Origin of the sequence: Variovorax sp. M-6 (assembly GCF_052114385.1) — a bacterium.
In the GTDB taxonomy this organism is placed as follows: domain Bacteria; phylum Pseudomonadota; class Gammaproteobacteria; order Burkholderiales; family Burkholderiaceae_C; genus Variovorax.
The window spans coordinates 198238-223221 of the sequence record NZ_JBFREQ010000009.1 but is presented as its reverse complement, the minus strand read 5'-3'; the positions used below and the strand labels follow the sequence as shown (position 1 = coordinate 223221).

The following is a 24984-nucleotide window of genomic DNA, read 5'->3' as shown; positions in this document are numbered from 1 at the left end:
CGACGGACTGCGCGACCTGCTCGATCCGCGCCTCGCACGCGCCCGCTGAAGCCCGCCATGCCACTTCTCGAAGTCAACGATCTCCGTGTGCAGCTGCAGACCCAGCGCGGCCCGGCCGAGGCCGTGCGCGGCATCTCCTTTTCGCTCGAGCGCGGCGAGACGCTGGGCATCGTCGGCGAGTCGGGCTGCGGCAAGTCGATCACTGTCATGTCGCTCATGGGCCTGCTGCCCCGCAATGCCAAGGTGACAGGCAGCATCCGGCTCGACGGCCAGGAGCTCGTCGGGCTGCCGGAGAAGACGCTCTGCGGCATCCGCGGCAACCGCATCGGCATGATCTTCCAGGAGCCGATGACGGCGCTGAACCCGCTGCACACGATCGCGCGCCAGGTCGGCGAGCCGCTGCGGCTGCATCGCGGCCTGTCCAAGGCCGAGGCGCGCAAGGAGGCGCTGGGCCTGCTCGAACGGGTCGGCATTCCGGACGCGGCCTCGCGGCTCGACGCCTATCCGCACCAGTTCTCGGGCGGGCAGCGGCAGCGCATCGGCATCGCGATGGCGCTGGCCTGCGGGCCGGACCTGCTGATCGCCGACGAACCCACCACCGCGCTCGACGTGACCATCCAGAAGCAGGTGCTGGACCTGATCCAGGGCCTGGTCGCGGAAATGGGCATGGCGCTGATCCTGATCTCGCACGACCTCGGCGTGATCGCCAACAGCGTGCGGCGCATGCTCGTGATGTACGGCGGCAGCATGGTCGAGAGCGGCCCGACCGCCGCGGTCTTCGCCGAGCGCGCCCATCCCTACACCCGCGGCCTGTTCGCGGCGCGGCCCGCGATCGGCGCGCCGCGCGGCGAGCGGCTGGCCACCATCCGCGGCAGCGTGCCCGAACTGGTGGACCTGCCGCCGGGCTGCCCCTTCGCCGGCCGCTGCGGCTTCACCGTGGACGCCTGCCAGACCCACCCGCCGCCGCTGACCGTGCAGCCCAGCGGCCATGCGGTGCGCTGCCTTCGGCTCGACGAGGTGGCGGCGCACGGCGCTGCGGCCTGCGCGTGACTGCCATGAACTCCACACTTCCAACCACGGCCCGATCCGGTTCGGCAGACGGCGCAGCGCTGCTGCAGGTGACCGACCTCGTGCGCCACTACGCGCTGCCGCGCGAGACGCTCTTTGCGCCGCCGCCGCTGGTCAAGGCGCTCAACGGCGTCAGCTTCAGCGTCCAGGCCGGGCGCAGCCTCGGCATCGTCGGCGAATCGGGCTCGGGCAAGTCGACCATCGCGCGGCTGGTGATGGCGCTCGATGCGCCTACCTCCGGCAGCGTGCGGCTCGAGGGCCGCGACCTCAATGCCCTGTCGAAGGCCGAACTGCGCACCGCGCGGCGCGATTTCCAGATGGTGTTCCAGGACCCCTACGGCTCGCTCGATCCGCGCCAGACCGTGGCGCGCATCGTCGCCGAGCCGCTCGACGCCTTGGCCGAAGCGTCGTCGCGCAAGGAACAGCGCGAGCGCGCGGCCGAGTCGCTCGCGGCCGTCGGCCTGCGCAGCACCGACCTGGACAAGTACCCGCACGAGTTCTCGGGCGGCCAGCGCCAGCGCATCGCGATCGCGCGGGCGTTGATCACGCGCCCCAAGCTGATCGTGGCCGACGAGCCGGTCAGCGCCCTCGACGTCTCGGTGCAGGCCCAGGTGCTGAACCTCATGCAGGATCTGCAGCAGCAGTTCGGCATCAGCTACCTGCTGATCAGCCACGACCTCGCGGTGGTCAACCACCTGTGCGACGACGTCGCGGTCGTCTTCAAGGGCCAGATCGTGGAGCAGGGCAGGCCCGGCGATCTGTTCCGCGAAGCGCAGCACCCCTACACCCGCACGCTGCTGTCGGCCGTCTTGCAGACGCCCTAGCAATTTCCCCCATTTTCAGGAGACACACGAATGTTGAAGCGACGCACCCTCATCGGCACCGCCATGGCCGCGGCGATACCGGGCGCCTTCCTGCCGCTCGCGCAGGCGCAGACGGGCAAGAACATGCTGACCATCGGCATGCCGCTGGAACCGCCGGGCCTGGACCCGACCACGGCCGCTGCCTCGGCGATCGCCGAGATCGTGCACTACAACATCTTCGAGACGCTCACGAAGATCAACGCCGACGGCTCGGTCACGCCGATGCTGGCCGAGAGCTGGACGGTCTCGCCCGACCTCAAGACCCACACCTTCAAGCTGCAGAAGGGCGTGAAGTTCGAGAACGGCGAGCCCTTCAACGCCGCCACGGTCAAGTTCGCCTTCGAGCGCGCCGCCGGCGAGAAGAGCACCAACAAGGACAAGCGCTTCTTCAGCGAGATCAGCGTCAAGACGCCCGATGCCGACACGGTCGTCATCAGCACCACGCAACCCAACCCCGACCTGCTGTTCATGCTGGGCCAGGCCACCGCCTGCATCGTCGAGCCGAAGAGCGCCGACACCAATGCCACCAAGCCGGTGGGCACCGGCCCGTACCGTCTCGACAGCTGGCAGCGCGGCTCGGCGTGCACGCTGGTCAAGTCGCCGGCCTACCGCAATCCGCAACTGGCCAAGGTCAACAAGTTCACCTTCAAGTTCATGTCCGATTCGGCCGCCCAGACGGCGGCGCTGATGGCCGGCGACATCGACATCTTCCCGCGCGCCGGCACCCGCTCCGTGCCGCAGTTCAAGAGCAGCCCGCGCTTCCAGGTGATCGAGGTGGGCACGCGCAGCAAGGTGATCCTCGCGATCAACAACAAGCGCAAGCCGCTCGACGACGTCCGCGTGCGACGCGCGATCCTGGCCGCGGTGGACCGCAACGCGGTGATCCAGGGCGCGGCCGACGGTTTCGGCAAGCCCATCGGCAGCCACTACCCGATCGGCGCGCCGGGCTATGTCGACACCACCCCGGTCAATCCCTTCGACGTCGCCAAGGCGAAGCAGCTGCTGGCCGAGGCCGGCGTGAAGACGCCGCTCGAACTGCGCATGACGCTGCCGCCGCCTTCCTATGCGCGGCAGGGCGGCGAGGTGATCGCGGCCCAGCTCGCGGCCATCGGCATCAACGTCAAGATCCAGAACGTCGAGTGGGCCCAGTGGCTCAGCGGCACCTTCGGCGGCGGCCATGACTTCGACCTCAGCATCGTGGCGCACGTCGAGCCCTTCGACCTCGTGAAGTACACCGAGCCCGACTACTACTGGGGCTACGACTCGAAGAAATTCCGCGACCTGTATGCCTCGATCCAGAACGAGGCCAACGAGGGCAAGCGCAACGCGCTGCTGGGCGAGGCGCAGAAGATGCTGGCGGCGGACGCCGTCAACGGCTTCCTGTTCCAGGCCGTGTTCCCCACGGTGGCGCGCAAGGAAGTCAAGGGCCTGTGGCCCAGCATGCCGATCGTGGCGAACGACCTGGCGGCCATCTCCTGGAGCTGATGCGATGACCCAGCCCCTGTACGCGCTGAGCGTGGCCGAGCTTGGCGCGGCCTACCGCAGCCGGGAACTCTCGCCGGTCGAGGTGACGCGCGCGGTCAACGCGCGCATCGAGGCGCTCGAGCCCAAGTTGCACGCCACCTGGCTCTTCCGCCCCGAACTCGCGCTCGAACAGGCGCGCGCCTCGGAAGCGCGCTGGCGTGCCGGCACGCCGCGCGGCGCGCTCGACGGCGTGCCCGTGACGATCAAGGACAACCTCGCGACCGCGGGCGACCCGATGCCGCTGGGCACCGCGGCCTACGACCTGGTGCCGATGACGCAGGATTCGCCCCCCGCGGCGCGGCTCAAGGAAGACGGCACCGTGCTCGTCGCCAAGACCACGATGCCCGACCTGGGCATGTTGTCGTCAGGCCTCTCGACCTTCCACGCGATCTCGCGCAATCCCTGGGACCTGTCGCGCACGCCCGGCGGCTCCAGCGCGGGCGCCGGTGCGGCCGCGGCCGCGGGCTACGGGCCGCTGCACGTCGGCACCGACATCGGCGGCTCGCTGCGCCTGCCGGCCAGCTGGTGCGGCATCTACACGCTCAAGCCCAGCGCCGGCCGCATTCCGCTGAGCACGCCCTACATGGGCCGCTGCGCCGGGCCGATGACGCGCACGGTGGCCGACTCGGCGCTGATGATGCAGTCGGTCGCGCAGCCCGACGACCGCGACTATTCGGAACTGCCGCCGGCAGCCATCGACTGGATGGCCTTCGAGGTCGACCCCTCGTTCCTCGCCGGCAAGCGCGTGGCCCTGCAGATGGACGCAGGCTGCGGCCTGCCGCTCGACCCGCAGATCGCGGAAGCCGTGCGGCGCGCCGCGAAGCGCATCGAGGCGGCCGGTGCGCAGGTGGAAGAGATCAAGCCCTTCATGACGCCGAAGATGCTGCAGGGCATGGACCACTTCTGGCGCATGCGCTCGCTGATCGACATCCGCGCCTTGCCGGCCGAGAAGCGCGCGAAGATCCTGCCGTACATCGACGCCTGGGCCGAGAGCGCCAGCGGATTTTCGGGCGAGCATGTCTTCGATGCCTACAGCCAGTTCATCGCCACGCGCGCGGCCACGATCGCCGCCACCAAGGCCTATGACTTCGTGATCTCGCCGGTGTCGCCGAACATGCCCGCGCCCGCCGAACACGCCTCGCCGACCAACGACCCGCTGCTGTCGCTGGAGCACATCGGCTTCACGGTGCCCTACAACATGTCGGAGCAGCCCGCGGCCTCGATCAACTGCGGCTACTCGGCCGAAGGCCTGCCGATCGGCCTGCAGATCGCGGGCCGCCGCTTCGACGACCTGGGCGTGCTGCAGTTCAGCCGCGCCTTCGAGCAGATCCGCGAAGCGCAGAAGCCCTGGCCCGAACCGAACTGAACTGAACTGAAATGAACGGCGCCTTGCCGGCGCCCACCGGAACGAGACACACCCCATGAACGCAACCCACTACATCGACGGTCGCCATGCGGCAGGCGAAAGCGCCGAAACCATCGACGTGATCGATCCCAGCGATGGCCAGCGCTTCGGCAGCATTGCACGCGGCACCGCGGCCGACGTGGACGCGGCCGTCCGTTCGGCGCGCCGCGCGATGGGCGAGAACTTCGACGGTCCCTGGGGCGGCACGACGGCGCTCGAGCGTGGCAGGCTGCTGGCGAAGCTGGGCGCCGCGGTGCTGCAGCACCACGAGGAACTGGCGCAACTCGAAGCGCGCGACACCGGCAAGGCGCTGCGCGTGGCGCGCAACGACGCCACGGCGCTCGCGCGCTACATGGAGTACTACGCCGGCGCCTGCGACAAGCTCCACGGCGACACGCTGCCCTACGAGCGCGGCTACACCGTGCTGACCGTGCGCATCCCGCACGGCGTCACCGGCCACATCATTCCGTGGAACTACCCGATGCAGATCGCGGGCCGCAGCGTGGGCGCCTCGCTCGCGGCCGGCAACGCCTGCGTGGTCAAGCCGGCCGAAGACGCCAGCCTCTCGCTGCTGCGGCTGGCGGAGATTGCCAGCGAGGTGGGTTTTCCCGCCGGCGCGCTGAACGTGGTCACCGGCTACGGCCGGGAGGCCGGCGCCGCGCTGTGCGCGCACCGGGGCATCGACCACATCTCGTTCACGGGCTCGACCGCCACCGGCCGCAGCGTCGGCCTCGCCGCCGCCGAGCGCCATTGCCCCGTGACGCTCGAGCTCGGCGGCAAGTCGCCGCAGATCGTGTTCGCGGATGCCGACCTGGACGCGGCGGTGCCGGTGCTGGTCAACGCCATCATCCAGAACGCCGGCCAGACCTGTTCGGCCGGCAGCCGCGTGCTGGTCGAGCGCGCGGTCTATGCGGACGTGGTGCAGCGGCTGGCCGAGCGGTTCACGGCCGTGCGCTCGGGCCCGCCCGCGGACGACCTCGACATGGGTCCGCTGATCAACGAGAAGCAGTACCTCCAGGTGCGCGACATGGTCGCGACGGCCGAGGCCCAGGGCCTCAAGGTGGCCGCCCGCGGCACGGTGGTGGCGCACGCCTCGGCCAGCGGCTACTACCAGGAGGCGGTGCTGTTCCGCGACGTTCCGGCGGACAGCGAGCTCGCGCAGCGCGAGGTGTTCGGCCCCGTGCTGGCCGTGACGCCCTTCGCCGACGAGGCCGAGGCGGTGCGGCTGGCCAACGGCACCGACTTCGGCCTGGTGGCGGGGGTCTGGACCCGCGACGGCGCCCGCCAGCTGCGCATGGCGCACAAGCTGCACTGCGGCCAGGTCTTCATCAACAATTACGGTGCGGCGGGCGGCGTGGAGCTGCCCTTCGGCGGCGTGAAGGCCAGCGGCTTCGGCCGCGAGAAGGGCTTCGAGGCCCTGCTAGGCTTCACGACCCTGAAGACAATCGCCATCAAACATGGATGAAGCACCTATGAACTCGAACGAACAAGCGCAGCCCCGGCGCGTCGGCCTGGTCGGCGTGGGCCTGATGGGCAGCGGCATCGCCCAGAACATCGTCAAGCACGGCCACCAGCTCACCATCCTCGACCATCCCGGCAATCAGCCCGTGGACGCGCTGCTCGCGGCCGGCGCCCGTGCGGTGTCGGACGTGACGGCGCTGGCGGCGCAGGTCGACGTGCTGATCCTCTGCGTCACCGGTACACCGCAGGTCGAGGCGGTGATGCTGGGCGACCAGGGCGCGCTCGCTGGACTGCGACCCGGCACGGTGGTGATCGACTGCTCGACCGCGGTGCCCGCATCCACCGCCAAGGTCGCGCAGGCGGTGCAGGCGAAGGGCGGCAAGTTCCTCGATGCGCCGATGACCCGGACCGCGAAGGAAGCCGCCGAAGGCCGGCTCAACCTGCTGGTCGGCGGCGACGCCGAGGTACTGGCTTCCTGCCTGCCGCTGCTGCGCTGCTTCGCGGAGAACATCACGCACGTGGGCGACATCGGCGCCGGCCACGCGATGAAGCTGCTGCACAACTTCGTGTCGCTCGGCACCGTCGCGCTGCTGTGCGAGGCGGCCGCCTGCGCGCAGCACGCCGGCGTCGCGCCCGAGGTCTTCGTCGAGGTGCTGGCCAAGGGCGGCGGCAACGGCGTGGCGCTGGAGCGGGTCAAGCCGAAGCTGCTGACCGGCGACACCGCCTCGCTGAAATTCTCGATGGCCAACGCGAAGAAGGACCTCGGCTACTACAACGACATGGCCGAGCAGTCGTCGTCCAGCCACGGCATCGCGCAGGCGGTGGAAAAGCTGCTGGGGCAGGGGATCGAGGCCTTTGGGCCGGACCGAATGGTTCTCGACCTCGTCGAAGCCCTGCGTTAGGGCATCGGCTATCCGGCGGCACTATCCTCGGGCAGTCGCCATTGGTCAACGAAGGCCAGGTCCTCCAGAGGCTTGCCGAGGCGCCATCCTTCCTTTTCAAGCATCGGTCTGTCGTAAAAAACAGGTACCGGACCGATGCACAGGAGCGCTATCGGCTGCGCCTCCGGAGGAAGCCGAAGCAGGGCGCCAACGCGAGCAGGGTCGAACATCGAAACCCAGCCCAGACCGAGGTTCTCGGCGCGCGCTGCCAGCCACAGGTTCTGAATCGCACATGCGACGGAACACAGGGCCATGTCGCGCGGCATGGTTCGGCGCCCGAAGATGGTTCCGTCATCCGGCGCTAGCACTGCGACCATCAGCTCTGCGCACTCGCGTACCCCCTCCACCTTCAGGCGTAAAAACTCGTCGGAGCGCTCGCCCAATGCATTCGCCGTTGCAATACGCTCTTCGTCCACCAAGGCGGCGATTGCACGTCGTTGTGCGGGATCGTTGATGCGCAGCATCCTCCACGGCTGCATCAAGCCGACCGATGGTGCGTAGTGCGCGGCTTGTAGCAGGCGTCGCATCACATCGTCCGATACGCGTTGGTCCGGCACAAAATGCCGCATGTCACGGCGACTGGCGATGATGCTGTGAAGCGTGTCACGTTCGTCGGCAGTAAAAAAGGCCGGGGCGGTTTCGTAGCTGGCGGCCTTTTCGTCACTCGATCGATTTTCGGAATGCATGGGCGAGAGCATACGCGGAGGCAATTTCCGTCCGCCCCAGCGTGCTCGCAGTGCCGCGCGGAGACTGAGAGGGCGACTGAGGTGCCCCTCGATTTTCGCCTTCCAACGTGCCGCTCCCATGCCGCCTTCGGTTGCTGATGGTCAGCTCGCTGAACCAGTTCTGAAGGAACTGAGTCGGCGAGCAATAGCTCAGCGAGGAGTGGCGGCGCCTCCTGTTGTAGAAGATCGCGATGTACTCGAACAGTCGGCTTCGGCGTCGAGCCGCGTCTCTTAGCGGGTGCCGTGCAGCGATCAAGCAGGTTGTCAGCCAACGACAGGGCCGAGCAGTCGTCGTCCGGCCACGGCATCGCGCAGGCGGTGGAAAAGCTGCTGGGGTAGGGGATCGACGCCTTTGGGCCGGACCGGATGGTGCTGGATCTGGTGGAAGCGCTGCGCTAGGGCCGCAGCGTCGAGATCCTGGTTCGGCGCCCGCGGACGGATCGCGGGTGGCAGCGGACGTCCGTGCTCCACAGCACCGAGCCGTCCCGCGCGTGCCCTCTGGCGGCGAAGAGTGGTCCACGTTTGTCGCGAAGTTGTGACGTCTTGCCTTCGATCTTCCAGAATGGCAGTCAACGGCCCTAGCAGGTGGTCTTTGCGAGTGACCAATGAGGTCGCTCTAGGTCGAAGCTCGGTGCGGTGCAAAGGCCCCTCCGTTGCATCGGAGGCGTTTGCTTTGGATCGGATCGTTGCGGGGAACACGCCCTTTCGCCTCACCCGCAAGACGCCGGGAATGAGGAAACGGCCAGAACCGGATAGAGCACCTGTTGCCTTGCCACCTTCGGCTAGATCAAGACAGGGTCCGCCTTCATAGTCAGGCACAAGGCACCAGCACACCCGGGAGCGTCCAGCGCAAGCCCGGGAGGTACCGCGATGGATGAGATCAGCCCCCTGACTTCGTCCGGCTTCTCTGATCTATCGGACGAGGAATGCACATTCATGAAGAGCCATGACGCAAGCAGTTCGGGCGAGCTTTGGAATGATGACCTGGCCCCCACCAGCGACGCCCAGCGGACGTGGCGCTGGTATCACTTTGCTGCACTCTGGCTGGGCATGGTCATTTGCATTCCGGCGTACACGCTGGCGGCCAGCCTGATCGACAGCGGAATGTCCTGGCGGCAAGCTGTGGGAACGGTATTCCTCGGCAACCTGATCGTGCTGGTCCCGATGCTGCTGATCGGCCATGCCGGTGCCAAGTACGGAATACCGTATGCAGTGCTGGCGCGCGCTTCGTTCGGAACGCACGGCGCCAAGCTGCCGGCACTGCTGCGAGCGCTGGTCGCGTGCGGGTGGTATGGCATCCAGACCTGGGTGGGCGGAACGTTGATTCACACCCTGGTCGGCGTGCTGCTCGGTCATCCGCTGGAAGGCGCCAGCATCGCATGGCTGGGCATCAACCTCGGCCAGTTGGTCTGTTTCCTGCTGTTCTGGGCGGTTCAGCTGTACTTCGTGGTGCACGGGATCGAGTCCATTCGCAAGCTTGAGACCTACACCGCGCCGATCAAGATCGTCATCTGTTTCGCGCTGCTGGCCTGGGCCTATCAAAAGGCGGGCGGCTTCGGGCCCATCCTCGAACAGCCCTCGCAGTTTGTCGAAGGCGGCCGCAAGGCCGGCCAGTTCAGCGCGGTGTTCTGGCCCTCGCTGACCGCCATGGTCGGCTGCTGGGCGACGCTGGCGCTCAATATTCCCGACTTCACGCGGTTCGCGAGGTCGCAACGCGACCAGGTCATCGGCCAGGTGGTGGGGCTGCCTTTGCCCATGGGCCTGTTGGCGGGGCTCGCCGTGTTCGTGACCTCGGCCACCGTGGTGATCTACGGAAAGGCCCTTTGGGATCCCGTCGACCTGGCCAGCCGGATGACGGGCGCTACGGTTCTGGTCGCCTTGCTCGTCCTCCTGGTCGATACCGTCAGCGTGAACCTGGCGGCCAACCTGGTCGGGCCGGCGTACGACTTCTCGGCCCTGGCCCCGAGGCGGGTGAGCTACCGGACGGGTGGCTACATCACAGCGGGTATCGCGCTGGTGATGATGCCGTGGAAGATCCTGGTGTCGACGCAAGGCTACATCTTCACTTGGCTGATCGGCTACTCCGCTCTGCTCGGGCCCGTGGCCGGCATCCTGATCGTCGACTACTACCTGCTGCGGGGCACCAGGCTGGAGGTTGACGAACTCTATCGAGACGGCGGCAGGTACAGCTACCGAAGGGGCTGGAATCCGGTCGCGGTGGTGGCTCTGATTCTGGGCGTGCTGCCCAATGTTCCCGGGTTCCTGAACGCTGCCTTTCCACAGTCCTTTCCCGGTGTGAGCGAGCTGTTCAGGCAGATCTATACCTACGCCTGGTTTGTCGGGCTGGCCATCGCGGCTGTCGTCTATGGCATCGCCATGCCGCGCACGGCTCCTTCATCCATGCGGGAGGATGATCTCTCGCAGGGAGAAGTGGCTAGCGGCGCATTCGGAGAATTCATGTACGTTCCCACCAAAAAATGATCCAGAGGACACAAGCAATGACCGAGCAGAAGAAAACCTATCTCGTCGCAACCGACGTGGGCGGCACGTGCACCGACACGATTGTCGTGGGACCCGCCGGAGAAATATGGATCGGCAAGGCCTTGTCAACGCCGCCGAACTTTGCCGATGGCGTGCTGAATTCGATCGAGTCCGCGACCGTCCCGATGGGCCTCAGCCTGGTCGAACTGCTGCAGCGCACCAAGCTCTTCATCCATGGATCGACCGTGGCCGACAACACGGTGTTCACGCGAGAGGGTTCGAAAACCGGCTTGCTGGCGACCGAAGGGTTCGAGGACACGGTGCTCGTCACGCGTGGCGCCTACGGTCGCTGGTCCGGCCTGACCGAAGAAGGCATCAAGCATCCGGTCAAGACCGAGCGAGCGCCAGCGCTGGTAAGCCACGAGTGCATCCGCGGCGTGTCCGAGCGCGTCGACAGCGCCGGCGAGATCGTCGTTCCGCTCGACGAGGAGGCCGCGGAAAAGGCGATTCGGTACCTGCTCGACGAACAGAAGGTGGACGCGATTGCCGTCTCTCTCCTCTGGTCGGTCTACAACACCCGGCATGAGGACGACATCGCCGAGCTCATCAAGCGAATCGCGCCGCACGTGTATGTCACGAAGTCTTCGGACATTGCGCCGGTCGTCGGCGAATACGAGCGCACATCGACAGCGGTCATCAACGCCTATGCAGGCCGGATCGTGCACGACTATCTCGTCTCGCTGGAGAAGCTCCTGGCCAGCAAGGGCTATGCCGGCGCCACCATGGTGATGCAGGGCTACGGCGGACTGCTCCCGGCATCCGAAGCGGCCAGCCGTGCCGTGGGCATGATCGAATGCGGGCCGGCAGCCGGCGTGATCGGTGCGAAGTTCCTCGGCGACCTGATGGGCGATCGCAACATCATCGCGGCGGACATGGGGGGCACGACGTTCAAGGTCGGCGTCATCCAGGATGGTCAGCTGGAGTACTCGCGCGAGCCCATGGTCGACCGCTTCCACTACGCGGCACCCAAGATCGAGGTGGTCTCCATCGGGGCCGGTGGCGGATCGATCATCTCGGTCGATCCCGTCACCAAGGTTCCGACCGTGGGGCCACGCAGCGCGGGTGCGCGGCCTGGCCCGATCTGCTACGGACTTGGCGGTACCGAGCCGACCATCACCGACGTGATGCTGCTGCTGGGCTTCATGGATCCTGGCCATTTCCTGCGTGGCGAGATGACGCTCGACCTCGAAACCACGCAGCGCCGTTTCAAGGAACTGGTCGCGGACCCTCTCGGTGTTTCACTGGAGGAAGCCGCCATCGGAATCTACAAGATCGCGAGTGCACAGATCACCGACCTCGTGCGCCAGATCACGGTGGAGCGCGGCCTCGATCCGCGCGATTTCGTCCTGCACGCCTTCGGCGGTACGTGCGGCATGCTCGCGGCCGCCTTCGGACAGGAACTCGGCGCCAAACACCTCGTGATTCCCTATACGGCGTCTGTGAACTGCGCATTCGGCTTGGTCGCTGCCGACGTCGTGCACGAGTACCTCGTGACCAAGTCGCTGCCGGTGGACGTCGCGCCGGCGGAGATCGACGCGCTGTACGCGCCCTTGATCGAGAAAGGCATCGCGCAGCTCCGGGCGGAGGGCTTCAGCGAGGACCGGATCCGCCTGGAGCGCTCGGTCGACCTTCGCTATCGCAGGCAGGTGCACGAAATCACGACCCCCATGAAGGCCGGCTCGGATGCGTTGCGGACCGAGGACCTCGGCCAGCTCGTGGACGACTTCGAGGCGCTGTACGAGCGCAAGTACGGCAAGGGCTCCGCGTATCGCGAGGCCGGCATCGAGATGACGATGTTCCGGTTGACCGCGCGCGGGCTGCTGGACAGCCCGACCCTGCCGGACCTGCCCGAGGTGGATGCGGATGCATCGGCGGCCCGGATCGGCGTGCGCAACATGTACGCAGACGAGAAGACCGGCATGTCCCAAGGGACCATCTACGACTTCACGCGACTCAAGCCCGGCAACACCCTGCAAGGCCCCGCGGTCATTCACACGCCGATCACGACCATCGTCGTGCAGTCGGGACAATCCGCACGGATGGACCGTCTGCAGAACATCATCGTCACCTTCGAACAGTGAGGCCCTCATGAATCCCATGACCTTTTCGATCATTCGTCACCGGTTGTTCCGCATCGTCGACGAAGCCGTCATTACCCTGAAGAACGTTTCAGGAAGCGCGATCACCAACGAGGGCCACGACCTGATGGTCTCTCTGTACCGTGCGGACGGGACCCTGCTGATGGGCGGCGTCGGCTTCCTGCATCACCTGACGAGTGCGGCCGAAGCCTGCAAATCGATCATCCGGCGCTTCGAGGGACGCATCAACGAAGGCGACATCTTTCTCCTGAACGATCCGTACACCGCCGCGCTGCACACGTCGGACATCTATCTGGTCTCGCCGATCCACGCCGATGGCAAGCTCGTGGCCTGGAGCGCCTGCTTCGTGCACGTGTACGACATCGGCGCGATGAACCCCGGGGGCTTCAGCCCCGAGTCGCCCGACATCTTCACGGAAGGATTCTCGTCTCCGGGCATCAAGATCGTCGACCGCGGGCAAATGGCCACGGACGTCATCGACACGCTGCTCAACATGGTGCGCTCGCCCGAGATGGTGATGCTCGACCTGCGCTCGATGGTGGCCTGCAACAACGTGGCGAAGGATCGGATGCTGGCGCTGATTGCCAAGTACGGCGAGAGCACGGTCGACCAAGCTTGCGCCGAACTGATCAGGCAGTCGGAAGAGAGCTTTCGCAAGCGCCTGAAGGAGCTGCCCGACGGCACCTGGAGAAGTCGCCAGTACATGGACGTCAATGGCGAGACGGCAACGGTTCACCTGACGATGACCAAGAAGGACGACAGCCTCACGTTCGACTTCACGGGCTCTTCTCCCCAAAGCAGATACGCATTGAACTGCACGAAGTGGGCATCGCTCGGGGGGCTGTTCGCACCGCTGTTTCCGCTGCTTTGCTACGACATCACATGGAACGAGGGGGTCATCAAGCCCGTCACGATGATCGCCCCCGAGGGCTCGATCGTGAACTGCCGGCGACCTGCACCGGTGTCGGTCGCGACAGTGGGGGCGATCCAGTCGGTCAACAACGCCGCCTGCGCAACGGTCGGAAAGATGCTCGCCGCGAGCGAGCGGTACCGGGAGGAATCGACCGCCGTCTGGCATGCCAATCACTTCGCGCTGTTCAAGTTCGGCAAGAACCAGCACGGCACCGAGTCCATCGGCATCCTGACTGAAACCTTCGCAGGTTCAGGGGGGGCGCGCAGCTTCGCCGACGGCGTAGACATCGGCGGCGAAGTGCCCAATCCGATTTCCCGCATGGCCAATGTCGAGACCGTCGAGGCGATGTTCCCGGTTCGGTACCTGTTCAGGCGCCGAATGAAGGACAGCGGGGGCGCCGGCAAATGGCGCGGAGGCACCGGCGGCGAACTCGCCCTGGTCCCGCACAAGGCGCCTGACGGCGGAATTCACTACGTGCTGTCCGGCAAGGGGGCAAAGCACCCGATGAGCGATGGCCTGGCCGGGGGCCTGCCAGGCGCGCCGAACGCGTACATCTGGGCCGTGATGGATCCTGATCCGGCAGGCCAGGCGCAGCGTCCGCTTCACGCACAGCACCTCGCCGATATTCCAGGCGATCACAAGCGGATTTCCTGGGGCGTCTTTCCCTTGCTGAACAAGGATGCGCTGTACGTTCGCTGGAACGGCGGTGGCGGCTATGGGGATCCGCTGGACCGCGACCCCGGCCGCGTCGAAAGCGACGTCCGCAGCAACGTGGTCAGCGTCTCGGCGGCGAAGAGTCTCTATGGGGTCGTGCTCGACCCCTTGACGCTCGATGTCGACACCCAAGCCACCTCCGCACTGCGCGCGCAGGTGCGTCAGGTCCGGATCCACGAAGCTCGTCAGGTGAAAGCATGAACCGCAGTTCCTATTCCCCCACCATCTCCATTGCGCCGAACGGCGATCTCCAGTGCGTTCGATGCGATCACGTTCTGGCGTCCGCCGGAACATCGTGGAAACAGAGTGTCAACCGTGTCGACCAGCCGATGCACTCGCTGTGCGAGATCTACGACACGGGATCGGATGAAGTGATCATTCGGCGCTTCTACTGTCCCTCCTGCGGCACGGCGCTTGAAAGCGAGACGGTGCTGGTCGACGAAGCCACGATCGATGATGAAGTCCACGCGCGCTGACGCCGCCCTCACAACCAAGAAGAACGACCCGGAGAAAATTGATGCATCCAGTAGGTATCCGACCTGAAATTGCCGAGCGCGTGATCAAGAGACGGCAAAGGCTTCATCTCTTCGACGAGCTCGAGGCCAGGAAGTCCGCGCTCGTGGTGATCGACATGCAGGGCACATTCTGCGAGCCCGGCGCTCCCGCCGAGGTGCCCGCCTCGCGTGGCATCTGCGGCAACATCAACCGCATGGCGGCAGCCATGCGCAAGGCCGGCGGCCGGGTTGTCTGGTGCACCCACGCCAACCTGAACACGAACAGCGGGAGCGACTGGAAGATCTTCTTCGACAACATCGTCGCCGGCGACATCAGGAAGGAGACCATCAAGAGCCTGGAGGCCAGTGCGCCGGGCCAGAGGATCTGGCACGAGATGCAGGTCGAGCCCGAAGACATCCAGCTGTTCAAGAACCGCTACAGCGCCCTGATTCCGGGTTCTTCCCAACTGGAGCGGATCTTGCGCAGTCTTGAAATCGACACCTTGCTGATCGCAGGCACCAAGACCAACGTCTGCTGCGAATCCACGGCGCGTGACGCGATGATGCTCGACTTCAAGTGCGTGATGCTCTCCGACTGCACCGCCTCGCTGTCGGACGAGGAGCACAGCAGCGCCCTGGAAAACATCATCCAGCAGTTCGGCGACGTCTACACCTGCGAAGAGGCCATCGCGCGACTGGTCCGAGCCTGAGGGCCGACGCCGCGATGCCGCGGCGCTCAGGCTCTAGCGGTCAAGCCCCGGGCCCGCTTGCTGGTCTGGGAGGGCGTTTCTCCAAAACGCTCCCAATAGGCACGGGCGAACCGGCCCAGGTGGGCGAAGCCGCACTCGAAGGCCAGCGGGGTGATGCCGACGTCGACATTGCCGTCGAGCAATTGAGCTCGGGCCATCTCCAGACGGACTTCCTTCAAGTACTGCACGGGGCTGCAGCTCTTGAACCGCTTGAATCCAGCGAGCAGCGTGCGAACCGGAACATCCGCGGCCGTCGCGATGTCGTCGAGTCGGATGGGGTTGTGGTAGTTGGAATGGATGAATGCTTCAGCGCGTTTGACCGACCTTGGCGAGATGCCCTGCGCGCGGACGGTGGGCGCCTTGTTCCAGGATTGGCCGTCCATCAGCAGATGAATGAGCAGGCGCTCCAGCTCGACCCCGACCTTCGGATTGCGCTGCGCGCACTCGACAAGCGGAATCGAGCCGCCCAGTGCCTGCAGCTGCCACAGCCACGGCTGGAGTTCGGCCCGCGTCAGTTCCAGCCGTGGGTCGAACACGAGGTCGTCCATGCCGGTGTGGGCACGCACCGCCTCCTGCCCGATCCGCAGTACGAACTGCTCGCTGCCGGAGGTGAACGTGGCGGCGAACGGTCGACCAGGAGCGCAGATCATCCCCTCGTCGCGAGAGACGCGAAGTGCGGCGTCGCCCGCGTTGGCGTCCGCCTGCCCCTCGCGGCAGAACATCACCAGGTGATAGCCATCGATGCTGGGGACCTCGACCCGCATGGCATCGCCATAGCTGATCGTGCCCATGCCGATGCTGCAGAAGCTGACGAAATCCATGTGCGATTGGGCGTTCCGCCCGGCGCCCACCGGCTGCAGCAGATGGGGCTGCATGACACGCGAGATGCAGTCACGCGTGTTCGCCACGTCGAACGATTCGAAGAGGCGGAACCGCCGCAAACCTTCAAGTGCTGCCATCGGTGTATCGACGTCCACGATTGCATCCCCCCAATGATGTGTTTGCCTGTTGGAGCTCGACTAGGGCGCGATCGCTTGAATCTCTGCTTTCATCAGCTTGCCGGTGACGGTCCTGCGCAGGGGTTCCGGGCTGATGGTGAGCGAAGTCGGCATCTTGTAGCTGGCGATCTTTCCCTGGCAATGCTCTCTTGCCTCGCCCAGGCTCAGGGCACAGCCCGGGCGCAAGACCACCACGGCGCGCACGGCCTCGCCCCACTTCGGATCGGGCGCGCCGACGATGGCGACCTCGGCGATGGCCGGATGCGTGCCCAGCACCTGCTCGACCTCGGCTGGGTAGACGTTCTCGCCGCCGCAGATGATCATGTGCTTCTTGCGATCCACCACATAGAGATAGCCGTCCGCATCCCGGCGCGCCAGATCACCGGTCATCAGCCATTCGCCGTCGAAGACGGCATCGGTCGCGGCCTTGTTGTTCCAGTACCCCTCGAAGACGTGGGGCGCGCGCACCTGGACCTCCCCGATCTCGCCTGTTGCTGGTTCATTCCCGTCTGCATCCACGAGGCGCATATCCGTGTGAATGAAAGGCTTGCCGATGGATCCCGGCTTGGACAGGACATGGGCGGCATCCATGGTCGCCGCGGCGCCGGCGGTTTCGGTGCAGCCGTAGCTCTCGAGCAGAGGAATCCCTAGTTCGGAGAATTCGCGTGCCAGGTGCAACGGCATCGGCGCGCCGCCGCTGAGAATCCAGCGCACGCTGGCGAGATCGGACGACCTCTCGCGTGCCGCAGCGAGCAGCAGTTCCAGCATGGTGGGCACGGCAAAGAAATGGTTGACCTTGTGCACCCGAATCAAATCCAGCGCCTGTTCGGCGTTCCACCCAGGCATCGAGATCGCCGTTGCCCCGCAGTGCACGAACAGCGTGACGAAAGACAGCCCCCCCACATGAAACATCGGCGCCGCGATGAGGGTCACGTCTCGTTGGCGGAAGTCGAGGGTGTGACAGATGGTGGACGCGACCCCGCACATCTGCGCGTGGGTCAGGACGGCACCCTTGGGGCGCCCCGTCGTGCCGGAGGTGTAGCAGATCGCAAGTGGCAGTTCAGGTGACACAGGCGGAGCGGACAGGACACCCGACGCTTCAGCGACCAGGGCCTCGAATCGACCAATGCCTGACAGCTGGCCTGCATCACCGACCACGCGCATGTGTTCCACCGGGGACTGTTCGACCGCCGACCGGACCACCGGGAGGAAGTCGACGTCGAAGATCAGCGCACGCGCACCGGAGTCGGCCAGGATGTAGGCGACTTCAGGCGCGGCGAGCCGCCAATTGATGCAGCACAGGATAGCGCCGAGTTTCGCCGCCGCGTAGTAGAGCGCGCAATACTCCGCGCCGTTGCGCAGCATGACGGCGACGCGATCGCCACGGCCGATCGACAACGTGGCCAATGCGCTTGCGACGCGGTCGGCATAGGCGTCGAGTTCGGAAAAGCTCAGCGTGCGCCCCGCCGCGACGAACGCCGTCAGCTCCGGATGGAGCTTCGCTCTGCGCGTCAGAAGATTCCCGATATTGATCGACACGGCCGGCCTCCTCAGGGCTTTTCCCGAAACGGACCGTCGCGCGCCTCGAGGAACGCACGCATGCCTTGCTGGACAAGGATCTCCTGCAGCTGCTTCTGCTCGGGAAAATTGGCTCCAATCACAAGTGTGTCGGCAAGGCCGTGCTGCCGAACCACGGCGCTGAGGCCCATCGTGTCGTACGCCGCGCGCAGGCTGCGCTTGGTCATTTCCAGGGAGAAGGCCGGCACCTTGGCGAGCCTCTGCGCGTACTGCCAGGCCTCTTCTTCGAATCCCGCGGCCGGCATGATGCGGTTGACCAGGCCGACGCGGAGCAGTTCCTGCGCATCGATCGTGTCTCCGAAATAGCTGAGCTCGTGCACGACGCGGCTGTGGGTCATGAACGGCATCGCGAAGAACGGCGACAGGGCGCCATGCCGGACCTCGGGTTCGCCCAGCTTGGCGTTGTCCGCGGCGAGCGCCAGGTCGCACGCCAGTGCGATGGCCGAGCCTGCGCCCAATGCGTAGCCATTGATGGCGGCGATGACCGGCGTGCGCAGGTGCCAGATCTTGAAGAAGAGATCCAGATTCGAGCGAACGAGTGCCTCGAGATCGGCCAGCGAACACTCGCTGATGCCCTGCATGTCCCATCCGGTGCAGAAGGCCTTGGTGCCCGCGCCCGTCAGCATGACCACCTTCACGTCGCGACGGCTCTCCGCATCCGCCAGGGCCGAGACGAGTTCGCGGTCGGTGTGCGTCATGCGCAGCGAGTTCATCTTGTCCGGTCGATTGATGGTGATCCGCACCACCGCGCCGCGCTGCTCGACCAGCAAGTCCTGATAGGTCTGGGTATCCACGTGAAATCCTTTGTGAGTGCTCGTTGCTAAAGACCGAGAAATGCCTTGCGTACGAACGGGTCCGCGATCAGTTCCTGTCCCGTGCCCGAGAGCACGACGCGGCCCTTCTCGATGACGAACCCGAGACTTGCGATCTGCAAGGTCTGCCGTACGTTCTGTTCGACCAGGAGGATCGTCATGCCGTCCTCGTTGAGGCGGCGCACCATGGTGAACAGGTCTTCGACCAGCTTGGGACTCAGCCCGAGCGATGGCTCGTCCAGGATCAGCAGACGCGGCTCGGACATCAGGCCGCGTGCGATCGCCAGCATCTGCTGCTCGCCGCCGGACATGCCGCCGCCGAGCTGGCTGCGACGTTGCGCGAGGCGCGGAAACAGCGCGTAGACCTTGTCCAGATTGCGTGTGAAGTTGGGAGCCGCCCGGCGATTGAGCGCACCCATCCGCAGGTTCTCTTCCACCGTCATCTGCGGGAAGACCAGGCGTCCTTCCGGCACCAGCGTGATGCCACGCTCCACCGCGACACGGCAGTCGAGTCCGCCGATGCTCGCGCCATCGAACTCGATCCGCCCTTGCCGGGGCTTCAAGGCGCCCGCGATCGTCAGCACGGTCGTCGTCTTGCCGGCGCCATTGGCGCCCACCAGTGCGACAACCTGGCCCTGCGGGACGGTGAAGCTCAGGTCGCGCACGGCCACGGCCTCGCCATGCGCGACCTGCAGCCCCTTGACGGAAAGTAGGTCTGGATGGCTCATCGCGCAATCTCCTCATGTCCCAGGTAGGCCTCGATCACTCTCGGATCGCTCACGACTTCAGCCGGCGTTCCCTCCGCGATGACTTCGCCGGCCTCGACCACGACGACTCGCTTCGACACCTTCATGACGGAGACCATGTCATGCTCCACGAGCAGGACCGTCGTCCCTCTGGCCACCAGGGCCCGGAAGCTTTCGAGGATCTCCTCGCTTTCCGTGGGAACCAGCCCTGCCAGAGGTTCGTCCGCCAGCAGCAGGGTCGGGCGCGCGGCCACCGCTCGCGCCAGTTCGAGCTTGCGCAAGTGGCCGACGCTCAGGCCTGCAGCCTGAGAATCCGCGAGCCGCTGGAGCCCGGTGAGGCGCAGCGCGTCGTCGACAGTTTCGTCGACGTCGCGGTGTCCATTGCGCCCGAAAAGGGCGCCGACCTTGACGTTGTCCCGCACGCTCAATCCGCGAAACGGCCGGGCGATCTGGAATGCGCGCGCGATCCCCAGGGTAGCGATCCGCTGCGTGGCCAGGCCGTCGATGCGCTCGCCGCGGAACTCGATGCGCCCCGACGACAAGGGGACGTAGCCGGTCAGGAGATTGAAGACTGTCGATTTGCCGGCCCCGTTCGGGCCGATCAGGCTCGTGATGGCACCTTCCTCGACATCGAAGCTGACCTTGTTGACAGCCACGAGGCTCCCGAATTTCCGGCTGATGGCTTGCACCGAAAGGAGCGGTTTCGTCATTGGGTGGCCTCCTGGACGCGAGCGAGACGGGCGTTGCGTCGCCGCTCGATGAAGCCGATCAACCCATCGGGCGCGTACAGCACGATCAGCACAATGATCAGACCCGTGAAGGCCAGATGGAACTCGAGCATGTTCGAGAGCAGCAGCTTGGTGATGACCATCATGGCGATCGCACCGAACAAGGGCCCGAGCAGCGATCCCAGACCGCCGACCAGGCAGATCACGATCATCTCCAGGCTGAGCGCGCCGCGAAAGACCGAATCGGTCGTGATGTAGCCGAGGTTCCAGGCGAACACCGCGCCAAGAAGGCCCGTGAGCGCCGCACTCACGACGAAAGCCTGAACCTTGTAGCGTGTCGTCGGAACGCCGAGCATCTGTGCGGCGTCTTCATCCTCGCGAATGGCGAACAGTCCGTACCCCATCCGGCTCCTCGCGATGGCGGCCGCCGTGACGTAGGCGAGGACGAGGCCGGCGAGCGACAGCCAGAAGAAGAACACCTCGATGCGGACCGACATCGGCGCGATGTTGGGCAGGCCGAGGCCGATGGCCCCCTGAAACGCCGGCACCGCGCTGGCCATCTCTCCACACACCAGCGCCACGGCGAGCATCGCGATCGTGAAGTAGTGCCCGCGAAGCCGCAGGATGGGCCATGCGATGACAGCGGCGACGACCGCGCTGGCCAGCGTCGCAGCGAGCAGGCCGACCCCGAGCTGCGCCGCCCAGTGCGCAGGCCGCCAGATCTGGCTGGCGAGTGCCGCGGCGAAGGCGCCGATGCCGATGAAGGCGGTGTGACCGAAGCTGAAGTAGGCCGCGAATCCGCCCAGGATGTACCAGCACACCGCGAATCCAGCCGTCAATGCGATCGACATGGCCACGCGGACGTAGAACGGAGGCATCACCATGGGCAGGTACGCCAACAGGGCAATCAGCAAGATCAAGACAGCCGCCTGCTGCCCTCTGGAAAGTGATTTCATCGGCTCACCTTGAATGCGCTGCCAAGAATGCCGTTCGGACGAACCAGCAGCATCAGCAACAGAAGGAGGAACATGACGATGTTGGTGTAGACAGCGCCTACATACGTCTGCGTGAACGTCGCGGCAATGCCGAGCAGCAGCCCACCCAGCAGGGCGCCCGCCGGACTGCCGACGCCGCCGAGCGTGACAACCACGAACGCATAGACCGTCCACATGGTTTCGTCGGCCGGCGTGAACGGCAGCATCACCCCGATCAGCACGCCGGATGCGGCGGCGACCGCGCTGCCCACGCCGAAGGTGATGGCGTATATCTTGCGTACATCCACGCCGCACAGCCGGGCTGCCAGTTCCGATTGCGCGGTGGCGCGGATGATCTGTCCCATCCGGGCGCGACTCAGGAACCAGGTAAAGAGCGCAATCAGCGAAATGGCCGTCAAGAACGCGATGAGGCGAACGGCATCCAGAGACAGCGGGCCGAGGGACACGTTCAGGAACGAGTACGAGGGGCTGATGTTCCGCACCGTCGAAGAGAACAGCGTGGTCAGGACGTTGATCGCGATCAATGAGAACCCGAAGGTCACCAGCAATGCCGCCACCGGCGATCCGCGTTCGACAGCACGCTGGATGACGAAGCGCTGATAGGTCGACCCCAGCATGAAGGCCGCGAGCATCACAAAGGGCAGCGACACAAGGGGATCGATCCCCAGCTGCGTCCATGCGAACAAGGCCGCATAGCTCCCGCCGATCACGAACACCCCATGCGCCAGATTGATGACATTCATGACGCCGAAGATCAGCGAGAAGCCGAGTGCCGAGATCGAGAGGATGCCGCCGTAGAGGATTCCACTGGTCAGCGTGTTGACGAACGTGCTCATCGAATCTTTCCAGGATTTGAAGACATGGCGAGAGCCGGTCCGCTCATCGCTTCGACCACGGCTGCATCGGCCAGATCGCCGGCGCCTCCTTGAGGCTGGCCGGGTGAATCACCTTGACTTCGCTGCCTTGCACCTGTGTCACGACGGCCCCCATCAGGACAGGATCGCCGTCGCCTTCCGGCGTGAACTTGATGTGCCCATAGAGCGATTCGAGATCGAGCGTGGCCAGGGCGTCGCGCACGGCGATCGGGTCGTCGACACGCCCGGCCTTTTGCAATGCCGCTGCATAGGCCACCATGCATGCGGCGCCGGTACCTTGGTGATAGGTCATGGGAAGCTTGTTGTTCGCCCGGTAGAACTCGACGTATTTCTCGGTTGACCCGAAGATCGGATCCTTGAACTTGAACGTGGGCGACCAGGTGGAAATGCATGTGATGCCTTCGCCGTACTTGCCGAGCGCTTCGCGAAAGCTGGCGGACTGCGGGCCCAAGGAGGTGAAGAGCAGCTTCACGTCCGCCCGCGCCTGCGCCAGTTGGCGTGCGATGAGCAGCGATTCCTGGTCGCCGGTCAGGCAAACCACAATATCCGGCGACTTGCTTCGAACCGCCTCGACAAGCGCGGAGACATCCTGCAGTTGGGCGGGAAGTTCCAAGGTGTCGAGGACCTGAAAGCCCTTTGCCTTGAGTCGCTGGATGACGCCGAGGCCCTGCGGCTTGGAGAACGGATTGTTGGTGTAGGCCACGATGAAGGTTCGAGGCTTCGGCGTCAGAAGCTCGAAGGCATCGACCGCCGGGAAGGCCGAGCGCGAGGCGCGCGGGAAGATCCCGAAGACGAACTTGTAGCCCTGATCGAAGATCGCGTCGGCGCCCCCGCCTGCCTGCACCATGGGCCGCCGCGCGCGCTCGGTGATGGCCGTCATCGGCAGCACGATGGGGCTGGAATAGGAGCCGAGGAAGTACTGGATCCCGTCGTCGACCTGTCGCTGCAGCAGGCTGGTGGCCCGCTGCGGATCGGAGGCGTCGTCGACCATCTTGACCTCGATGCGATAGCGGCGGTTGCCAACCTGCAAGCCGCCGGCCACTTCGTTGACGTACTTGGCGACCGTCTGGTAGGCGCTATGGACGTTCTGCCCGATCTCCGCCCAGCGGCCGCTGAACGGGATGGTGCCGCCCAGGGTGATGGCCGGCATCGGCTGCGCGCGGGCGCTTCGGCTGAAAGACGCGATGGCGGCCGCTCCTGCAACGCCGCCAAGCAGTTCAAGGGATCTGCGTCGATTGACTTTCTTCTCCATGGTGCATGCCTCTTCTTACGCGAGTTGATGTTCGATCTCGAGCGGATCCAACGTGAAATCAGCTTACTTCAGGTCTCAACTAAATCGCAAGAGAAAAGTTTCAAATAGAAGCTCACGCTATTCCCATTGACATAAGAAACTTCGACGACTACTGTGGGGACCGAGATTTCAACGAGACTGCAAAAGGAGCAAAGTGGCAAGCAGGAACGAGGCGAAGTACAGAGGAGAAACGACGCAATCCTCCGTTGATCCGGAGGAGCAGGGCGACCCGTTTCTGACCGCGGGAGAGAGTGGTTTCGGACGCGACCACCTGCGTGCGGTCGGCCATCGCATCAGGCAACTTCGTGAAACACGGAACTGGTCTTTGAAAGATCTGGCGGCCAAGAGCGGTGTCAGCGTCGCGGCCATCCAGAAGATCGAATCCGGCATGGCCAACACCAGCTTGCTGACGGTGTTCTCACTGTGCGAGGCACTCGAGGAGCCGATGGATCGGCTTGTTCAGACCTCGCTGCGCGAGGCACGGATCACGAAGTCCGTGCATGTGGCGATTCCTCGCAAGCCTGCCAACGGCATCGATCTGACCGGCGAGCTGGCGGAAGCGCGTCTGCGTGCGCGCGTGGTCGTGCTCGGCCCGGAAGAAAGCAGAACATTTTCTGCCCGCCCCGACAGCAGCCCGATGTTTGCCTATGTCATGGAAGGCAAGGTGAAACTGGTCTTCGCCGACGGCGAGACCGTGGCCATGGACACCGGCGATGTGATGCACCTCAGCCTGCCCGAGCACATGACGTGGATCAATTCGGCCAAGAAGGGCGCGCAGGTGCTGTGCATTACCGACACGCGCAAGTACCCCCAGCTTGCGGGGAAGGGAGAGTTCGATTGAACGCCAAAGTGAAGCCCGCCCGCAAGTCGCTTCCGAAGGACAAGGCCCCGAGTATCGATATCGTCAAGGTCGGCGAGCGCATCAAGGAATTGCGCACGGCCAAGGGCTTGACGATCGACCGCCTGGCGACCCTTTCGGGCGTGCCCGGCAGCAGCATCAGCAAGATCGAGAACGGACAGCTGCGTCCGAGCCTCGTGCATGCGATCAACCTCGCCTCGGCCCTCCAGGAGAACCTGGCGTTTCTCGTCGGCCGCTACCGCGACAAGCCGAAGCCGCGCGCGCTGGTCAGAGCCGCCGAGCGCGACATGATCGACTATCCGGAGATGGGTCTCGCCCTGCAAGACTTGAGCGGGCAGTTCGTGCCGGGGATTCTTGAAGCGCGACTCGGTGTGCTGTCGCAAGGTGCGCTTTCCGGCAACGATCCGATGACGCACCGGGGCGAAGAGCTCTGCTATGTGATCGACGGAGCGATCCGCTATCGGATCGACAACGAAACCATCGACCTGCTCCCGCGCGAGTTTCTCCAGTTCAAGAGCGATGTTCCTCATTCGTGGGAGAACACGCACGAGGGGGAAACACGTGTGCTCTGGCTCTTCTCGGATGGTCTTTCCTTTTAGGAGTGT

The 24984-nt window shown here is 65.3% G+C and carries 22 protein-coding genes and 1 pseudogene; 13 read left to right on the top strand and 10 right to left on the bottom strand.

What is annotated here, in order from left to right:
* The first annotated feature begins 57 nt into the window (after window positions 1–57).
* The 6 genes from AB4Z46_RS13265 to AB4Z46_RS13240 are packed head-to-tail and all read left to right on the top strand — an operon-like array spanning window position 58 to window position 7223.
* Complete coding sequence (locus tag AB4Z46_RS13265; protein ID WP_442283956.1) at window positions 58–1050, top strand: ABC transporter ATP-binding protein; 993 nt, start codon at window positions 58–60, stop codon at window positions 1048–1050.
* A 5-nt stretch (window positions 1051–1055) separates the two neighbouring features.
* Window positions 1056–1892 carry an ATP-binding cassette domain-containing protein gene (locus AB4Z46_RS13260; RefSeq protein WP_442283955.1) on the top strand — a complete coding sequence of 279 codons (837 nt, stop codon included), beginning with the start codon at window positions 1056–1058 and terminating at the stop codon, window positions 1890–1892.
* A gap of 30 nt (window positions 1893–1922) precedes the next feature.
* A complete protein-coding gene (locus tag AB4Z46_RS13255) occupies window positions 1923–3416 on the top strand; it encodes an ABC transporter substrate-binding protein (RefSeq protein ID WP_442283954.1) in 1494 nt (497 codons plus the stop codon).
* A 4-nt stretch (window positions 3417–3420) separates the two neighbouring features.
* Window positions 3421–4821 carry an amidase gene (locus tag AB4Z46_RS13250; RefSeq protein ID WP_442283953.1) on the top strand — a complete coding sequence of 467 codons (1401 nt, stop codon included), beginning with the start codon at window positions 3421–3423 and terminating at the stop codon, window positions 4819–4821.
* A 55-nt stretch (window positions 4822–4876) separates the two neighbouring features.
* Window positions 4877–6325 carry an aldehyde dehydrogenase family protein gene (locus tag AB4Z46_RS13245; RefSeq protein WP_442283952.1) on the top strand — a complete coding sequence of 483 codons (1449 nt, stop codon included), beginning with the start codon at window positions 4877–4879 and terminating at the stop codon, window positions 6323–6325.
* A gap of 7 nt (window positions 6326–6332) precedes the next feature.
* The gene (locus AB4Z46_RS13240) at window positions 6333–7223 is read left to right on the top strand and encodes an NAD(P)-dependent oxidoreductase (protein WP_442283951.1); all 891 of its coding nucleotides are present in this window, start codon (window positions 6333–6335) and stop codon (window positions 7221–7223) included.
* An 8-nt stretch (window positions 7224–7231) separates the two neighbouring features.
* Here the strand turns inward: AB4Z46_RS13240 and bluB are convergent, their stop codons facing one another.
* Window positions 7232–7948 carry a 5,6-dimethylbenzimidazole synthase gene (bluB, locus tag AB4Z46_RS13235; RefSeq protein ID WP_442283950.1) on the bottom strand — a complete coding sequence of 239 codons (717 nt, stop codon included), beginning with the start codon at window positions 7946–7948 and terminating at the stop codon, window positions 7232–7234.
* 148 nt (window positions 7949–8096) lie between these two features.
* A pseudogene (locus tag AB4Z46_RS13230) lies at window positions 8097–8192 on the bottom strand (IS3 family transposase); the annotation flags it as partial.
* Window positions 8193–8923: 731 nt separating this feature from the next.
* Between AB4Z46_RS13230 and AB4Z46_RS13225 the strand changes: the two are divergent.
* Genes AB4Z46_RS13225 through AB4Z46_RS13205 form a run of 5 tightly spaced genes read left to right on the top strand, consistent with a single transcriptional unit; the run spans window position 8924 to window position 15458 of the window.
* Window positions 8924–10468 (top strand): NCS1 family nucleobase:cation symporter-1, encoded by a 1545-nt coding sequence (locus tag AB4Z46_RS13225; RefSeq protein WP_442283965.1) that lies wholly within the window; start codon window positions 8924–8926, stop codon window positions 10466–10468.
* A 17-nt stretch (window positions 10469–10485) separates the two neighbouring features.
* Window positions 10486–12609: a hydantoinase/oxoprolinase family protein gene (locus tag AB4Z46_RS13220; RefSeq protein WP_442283949.1), complete on the top strand. Its 2124-nt coding sequence runs from the start codon at window positions 10486–10488 to the stop codon at window positions 12607–12609.
* A 7-nt stretch (window positions 12610–12616) separates the two neighbouring features.
* Window positions 12617–14455: a hydantoinase B/oxoprolinase family protein gene (locus AB4Z46_RS13215; protein ID WP_442283948.1), complete on the top strand. Its 1839-nt coding sequence runs from the start codon at window positions 12617–12619 to the stop codon at window positions 14453–14455.
* On the top strand, window positions 14452–14730 hold the full coding sequence (locus AB4Z46_RS13210; protein ID WP_442283947.1) for an acetone carboxylase subunit gamma: 279 nt from the start codon (window positions 14452–14454) through the stop codon (window positions 14728–14730). The genes AB4Z46_RS13215 and AB4Z46_RS13210 overlap by 4 nt, the downstream gene beginning before the upstream one ends.
* 41 nt (window positions 14731–14771) lie before the next feature.
* The gene (locus AB4Z46_RS13205; protein ID WP_442283946.1) at window positions 14772–15458 is read left to right on the top strand and encodes an isochorismatase family protein; all 687 of its coding nucleotides are present in this window, start codon (window positions 14772–14774) and stop codon (window positions 15456–15458) included.
* Window positions 15459–15484: 26 nt separating this feature from the next.
* Here AB4Z46_RS13205 and andR read toward each other — a convergent pair whose 3' ends face one another.
* From andR to AB4Z46_RS13165, 8 genes are read right to left on the bottom strand one after another with little or no spacing between them, the layout of a single operon-like run.
* Window positions 15485–16474, bottom strand: coding sequence for an anthranilate 1,2-dioxygenase regulatory protein AndR (gene andR / locus AB4Z46_RS13200; RefSeq protein ID WP_442283945.1), 990 nt, complete (start codon window positions 16472–16474; stop codon window positions 15485–15487).
* A gap of 42 nt (window positions 16475–16516) precedes the next feature.
* The gene (locus AB4Z46_RS13195; RefSeq protein ID WP_442283944.1) at window positions 16517–18034 is read right to left on the bottom strand and encodes a class I adenylate-forming enzyme family protein; all 1518 of its coding nucleotides are present in this window, start codon (window positions 18032–18034) and stop codon (window positions 16517–16519) included.
* Between the two features lie 11 nt (window positions 18035–18045).
* On the bottom strand, window positions 18046–18867 hold the full coding sequence (locus AB4Z46_RS13190) for an enoyl-CoA hydratase/isomerase family protein (RefSeq protein WP_442283943.1): 822 nt from the start codon (window positions 18865–18867) through the stop codon (window positions 18046–18048).
* A 26-nt stretch (window positions 18868–18893) separates the two neighbouring features.
* On the bottom strand, window positions 18894–19613 hold the full coding sequence (locus tag AB4Z46_RS13185) for an ABC transporter ATP-binding protein (protein ID WP_442283942.1): 720 nt from the start codon (window positions 19611–19613) through the stop codon (window positions 18894–18896).
* On the bottom strand, window positions 19610–20341 hold the full coding sequence (locus AB4Z46_RS13180) for an ABC transporter ATP-binding protein (protein WP_442283941.1): 732 nt from the start codon (window positions 20339–20341) through the stop codon (window positions 19610–19612). Before AB4Z46_RS13180 ends, AB4Z46_RS13185 begins: the two co-directional genes overlap by 4 nt.
* Window positions 20338–21279, bottom strand: coding sequence for a branched-chain amino acid ABC transporter permease (locus AB4Z46_RS13175; protein ID WP_442283940.1), 942 nt, complete (start codon window positions 21277–21279; stop codon window positions 20338–20340). Before AB4Z46_RS13175 ends, AB4Z46_RS13180 begins: the two co-directional genes overlap by 4 nt.
* Window positions 21280–21311: 32 nt before the next feature.
* A complete protein-coding gene (locus AB4Z46_RS13170; RefSeq protein ID WP_442283939.1) occupies window positions 21312–22190 on the bottom strand; it encodes a branched-chain amino acid ABC transporter permease in 879 nt (292 codons plus the stop codon).
* Window positions 22191–22233: 43 nt separating this feature from the next.
* On the bottom strand, window positions 22234–23481 hold the full coding sequence (locus AB4Z46_RS13165) for an amino acid ABC transporter substrate-binding protein (RefSeq protein WP_442283938.1): 1248 nt from the start codon (window positions 23479–23481) through the stop codon (window positions 22234–22236).
* A gap of 193 nt (window positions 23482–23674) precedes the next feature.
* Between AB4Z46_RS13165 and AB4Z46_RS13160 the strand changes: the two genes are divergently transcribed.
* Both AB4Z46_RS13160 and AB4Z46_RS13155 read left to right on the top strand, forming a co-directional pair.
* Complete coding sequence (locus AB4Z46_RS13160; RefSeq protein ID WP_442283937.1) at window positions 23675–24361, top strand: helix-turn-helix domain-containing protein; 687 nt, start codon at window positions 23675–23677, stop codon at window positions 24359–24361.
* Window positions 24358–24978 carry a helix-turn-helix domain-containing protein gene (locus tag AB4Z46_RS13155; protein ID WP_442283936.1) on the top strand — a complete coding sequence of 207 codons (621 nt, stop codon included), beginning with the start codon at window positions 24358–24360 and terminating at the stop codon, window positions 24976–24978. Before AB4Z46_RS13160 ends, AB4Z46_RS13155 begins: the two co-directional genes overlap by 4 nt.
* Window positions 24979–24984: the final 6 nt, after the last annotated feature.